Consider the following 4,363-nt stretch of genomic DNA (forward strand, 5'->3'; position numbering starts at 1 on the left):
GACCATCGTCCGGGCGCGCTGCGCCGGGGTGAGGGCGTCGGTCACCGCGGCCGCGACCTCGGTCGGGCCGACGAGCAGCAGGTGCAGGTCCGGATCGGCGCGTACGGCTCGCAGAGCGGCCGTCAACCACGACGGCGGGGGGCATCGTCCCCGCCGAGGAGGTCAACGGCGATCCGCGCGGTGCCCGGCTCCATCGGAACGCCGGCCGGAGCAGGCCGGCCGGCGTCGGAAGGAGCCGGGGGCACCGGGCGATCGCCAGGGTGCGCGCGCCACCCGACCCGTGGTCGGGGGGCGTCACTCGGCGTCCAGGTCTCAGACCTCGAGGACCTGGCGGCCGTTGTACGTGCCGCAGACGGAGCACGCGGCGTGCGGCAGCTTGGCCGACTTGCACTGCGGGCAGGCCACGGTCGCGACCACGGCCGCCTTCCAGTTCGCCCGGCGGGACCGGGTGTTGCTGCGCGACATCTTGCGCTTCGGGACGGCCACGGTTCCTACTCCTCTGTACGGTTCAGTTGCGACAGGCTCGCCCAACGCGGGTCGATCTGCTGGTGGCTGTGGTCGGCCGGCAGATCGTCCCAGTGCACCCCGCACTCGGGGCACAGTCCTGGGCAGTCCTCCCGGCAGAGCGGGTTGGTCGGCAGCGTCAGCACCACCGCGTCCCGCAGCGCCGGCTCCAGGTCGATCAGATCGCCCTGCATCCGGCCCACCTCGTCCTCGTCGGTCGTGTCGTCCGTGGTGCTGTTCTCGTACGCGTACAGCTCCTGGATGTTCACGACCACCGAGTCGTTGATCTGGCGCAGGCACCGGCCGCACTCGCCCCGGACGGGACCGCTGATGGTCCCGGAGACGAGCACGCCCTCGGACACCGACTCCAACCTCAGGTCGAGGTCGAGGTCCGCGCCCTCCGGCACGCCGATCAACTCCACGCCGAGGTCCGCCGGTGCCGGGGCGACCCGCTTGACCGTACGCAACGCACCAGGCCGACGCGGCAGGTCCCTCGTGTCGAGGACCAGCGGCGACCTGGGATTGAGTGTCGATGGCGAGTGTTTGGGCATAGTCAGACTCCGGCCGGTGAGAGGCCGACAAAAAAGGTTACCTGGGCGACCACCCCAACGTCGAACCGGGGGCGACGCCCACCTCAGAATGTCGGCTGGTGAGGTGCCGCTCAGAAGGGTAGCGGGCGTTCGGCCTCGTCCCCACCGAAGGTGCCGATCTCGCGCAGCGCGTGCATCTTGTCCCGGCCGCGCTCTATCGAGGCCAGCGCCCGGGTCAGGAACTGCTCGAAGTTGGCCAGCGCCGTGTCGACGTAGTCGTCGACCTCGTCGCGCAGCCGCTGCGCCTCGGCCCGGGCCTCGGCGATGATCCGGGCCCCCTCGTGCTCCGCCGAGACGGTGATCTCGTTCACCGACACCAGGCGGGCGTGTTCCGCCTCACCCTCGCTGATGATCCGGTCGGCCTCCCGCTTGCCGGCCTCCATGATCTTGTCCCGCTCCTCCAGGAGTGCGGCGGCCCGGCGCAGGTCGGCGGGGAGTTCGGCGCGCAGCTCGTCCAGGGCCGCGATCATCTCGCCCCGGTCGACCATGCAGTTGTTCCGCGACATCGGGACGGAGCGGGCCTGCTCCACCATGGCGATCAGTTCGTCGATGCGATCGAGCGGGTCCACCGGTACCTCACTCCTGTCGTTCGTCGGCCGACCTACATGATGCGGGTTACGGCCGGGTTCCCGCTCCACACATGATGTCCTGCGCGGGCGAGCCCCGCCCGATCCGCCCCGGCGCGGCGCGTCGCGACGCACCGCCCGCCGGTTCCGGCGGGCGGCGGTGCGTGGCGAGGGGTCAGCCCCGGTGCTCCGGGCCGAGCCGGGCGACCAACTCGTGGCGCACCACGTCCGGCACGTGCGCGGAGATGTCGCCACCCCACTTCGCCACGTCCTTGACCAGGCTGGAGGAGAGGAAGGAGTAGAGCGGGTTGGTCGGCATGAACAGCGTCTCGACCCCGGCGAGGCCGATGTTCATCTGGGCCATCTGCAACTCGTAGTCGAAGTCGCTGACCGCCCGCAGGCCCTTGATCAGCACACTGGCCTCCTGCGCCCGGCAGAAGTCGACCAGCAGGCCACGGAAGGACTCGACCCGGACGTTCTCGTACGAGGAGGTCACCTCGCGGAGCATGTCGATCCGCTCCTCGACGGTGAACAGGCCACTCTTCGCCTGGTTCACCAGCACGCCGACGATCACCTCGTCGAAGAGCCGGCTGGCCCGTCCGATGATGTCGAGGTGTCCGTTGGTGACCGGGTCGAACGAGCCGGGACACACCGCACGTCTCATGATCGGCGACCGTACCAAAGGGCGGTCTCGCCGTAACGGCGACCGCGCTCCGCGGTGACGCCCTCCACCCACTCGACCGGGCCGGTGCGGCTGGAGCGCTCCACCACCACCAGGGCTCCGGGGGCCAGCCAGTCGTGCTCCACCAGGGCGGCCAGCATGGCGGTGATGTCGGCGTCGGGCACCGCGTACGGCGGGTCGGCGAAGACGACGTCGTACGGCTCGCCGCCCGGACCGGCCGCGAGCACGCCGGCCACCTTGCCGGTGACCAGCCGGGCGGCCGGGGCGGCCCGGAGCGCGGCGACGTTCTCCCTGATCACGCGGGCGGCGCGCGGGTCGGACTCGACCAACAGCACGTGCTGGGCGCCCCGGGAGAGCGCCTCCAACCCGACCGCGCCGGAGCCGGCGTACAGGTCGGCGAAGCGGGCGCGACCAGGTCGATCTCGGCCTGCACCGCGCTGAACAACGCCTCGCGGACCCGGTCGGAGGTGGGTCGGGTGCCGGCGCCGGGCGGCGCGGCGATCCGCCGGCCGCCGAGCGTGCCGGCGACGATCCGGGTCACGGTCTACCCCTGCTCATGGAGATGACGCTACGCGACGGCCCGGCCGGCCGCCGGACACGGTGCGTCCCGGACCGATGCCTTCATGATCACTGCCGGTATATCAATGATCTCAGATTCATAACATGATCCTTAGCCCATCCTGAGCGCTGTGACCCCAAGGGCGATCCGTTTAGGGTCGGCCGGGTGCCGGCGACGCTCCGCCGGCCGCGCGGCGCCGGGGAGCGGGCCGTCACGGGACGTGCCGCAATGCGACCGGGACCAGAGCCACCGCCACCCCACGCCGCACCCTGACGCATCCTCACCCCGGGAGTACGCGTGATCCGTCCCCAGCCGTCGCTCCGGCGACCGCTCGCCGTGGCAGCCGCCGCGCTGGCCGGCCTCGCCACGGCCTTCGCCTGCACGGCGCCGGCGAGCGCCACCAACACGTCGCCCTCGCCGTCGGCCTCCCCGACCGTGACGGCCGCACCGAGCACGCCGACGCAGCCGGCGCCCAATTGCGTCAGGGCCGTCGACGCGAGGTACACGCACACCTTCGACGGCCCGAAGGGCGAGGCCTCGATCACCCTCACCAACGGCCCGCTCTGCGCGGGCGAGCAGCAGGAGCTGGCCCTGGTGTCGTACGTGACGCCGTCGGCCACATTCGCCGTGCCGCAGTACGTGCTCGACAAGTCGATCAAGAAGTTCGCCGGCGTGGCCGAGGGCGAACTGGGTGTGGCCACCCTGGACTTCCGGGTCGAGGTGCCGAACTGCCACACCCAGGTCGACTTCGTCTTCGACAGCACGATCATCGACCCGCTGACCGACACCAGCGACCGGTACGGCGACCGCAAGGTCGGCAGCTCCTCCGGCATCGGCGCCCGGTCCACCGGCCCGAGGGGCTGGTACAACGGCGGCGCGGGCAGCTGCTCGGCGGCACCTGAGGTGATCGCCGAGTCCGACTGCGAAGGCAGCGTCGAGCTCACCCTGGTCAACCGGACCGGCAACGCCGCGGCGACCTTCACCATCACCGGCAGCGGCGGCTTCACCGAGACCGTCACCGTGCCCATGCGCAAGATCGAGACCCGGAAGCTCAACCCCGGGCAGGCGCAGGAGATCACCGTGACGGCCGCGGGCATGACGGACTTCACCGGCGGCTGGCAGAAGCCCGAGGACTGCCAGCAGCCCGAGGTCGGCGCGCCGGACGCCGACTACGAGTCGACCTGCGACGCGATGACCTTCCGGATCAGCAACCCGGAGGACGGCGCGACCGTCACCTCGACCTTCACCCCGAGCAAGGGCGAGGCGAAGACGCTGACCGTCGAGCCGGGCCGTACCGGCTCCGTCAGCTTCACGGCCAGCAAGGGCCTCACCGTCACGGTGACCGGCGACCTGGACTCCGGCGGGCCGCTGGCCTGGGAGCAGCCGAAGGACTGTGCCGAGGGCGGCGCGGGCGGGGCGAGCCCGGTGAGGGCCTGGCCGGTGACCGGCGCGGCGGCCGGCG

Annotated in this window: 5 protein-coding genes and 2 pseudogenes; 1 reads left to right on the forward strand and 6 read right to left on the reverse strand. The window is 71.7% G+C overall.

Annotation, left to right across the window (positions count from 1 at the left end; translation table 11 throughout):
• From JNW89_RS28955 to rsmD, 6 genes and pseudogenes are all read right to left on the reverse strand, one after another.
• Nucleotides 1–194, reverse strand: a pseudogene (locus JNW89_RS28955) (phosphate acyltransferase PlsX); the annotation flags it as partial.
• Nucleotides 195–312: 118 nt separating this feature from the next.
• Entirely contained in the window at nucleotides 313–486 is a 174-nt protein-coding gene (rpmF, locus tag JNW89_RS28960) for a 50S ribosomal protein L32 (protein ID WP_088963525.1), read from the reverse strand.
• A 5-nt stretch (nucleotides 487–491) separates the two neighbouring features.
• A complete protein-coding gene (locus JNW89_RS28965) occupies nucleotides 492–1,055 on the reverse strand; it encodes a DUF177 domain-containing protein (protein ID WP_238451510.1) in 564 nt (187 codons plus the stop codon).
• Nucleotides 1,056–1,165: 110 nt separating this feature from the next.
• Nucleotides 1,166–1,663 (reverse strand): hypothetical protein, encoded by a 498-nt coding sequence (locus JNW89_RS28970; RefSeq protein ID WP_238451511.1) that lies wholly within the window; start codon nucleotides 1,661–1,663, stop codon nucleotides 1,166–1,168.
• Nucleotides 1,664–1,835: 172 nt separating this feature from the next.
• Complete coding sequence (gene coaD / locus JNW89_RS28975; protein ID WP_210777900.1) at nucleotides 1,836–2,324, reverse strand: pantetheine-phosphate adenylyltransferase; 489 nt, start codon at nucleotides 2,322–2,324, stop codon at nucleotides 1,836–1,838.
• A pseudogene (gene rsmD, locus JNW89_RS28980) lies at nucleotides 2,321–2,883 on the reverse strand (16S rRNA (guanine(966)-N(2))-methyltransferase RsmD). The gene coaD and the pseudogene rsmD overlap by 4 nt, the downstream one beginning before the upstream one ends.
• A gap of 315 nt (nucleotides 2,884–3,198) precedes the next feature.
• Between rsmD and JNW89_RS28985 the strand changes: the two are divergent.
• Nucleotides 3,199–4,363 (forward strand): hypothetical protein (locus JNW89_RS28985; protein ID WP_238451512.1); only part of this gene is annotated, 1,165 nt, incomplete at its 3' end.

The organism is Micromonospora sp. 4G55 (genome assembly GCF_016803375.1).

What these genes read in the sequence shown, in the direction of transcription:
- JNW89_RS28965 (WP_238451510.1), bottom strand. Translation starts at nt 1,055, where the DNA reads ATGCCCAAACACTCGCCATCGACACTCAATCCCAGGTCGCCGCTGGTC.
- coaD (WP_210777900.1), bottom strand. Translation starts at nt 2,324, where the DNA reads ATGAGACGTGCGGTGTGTCCCGGCTCGTTCGACCCGGTCACCAACGGA.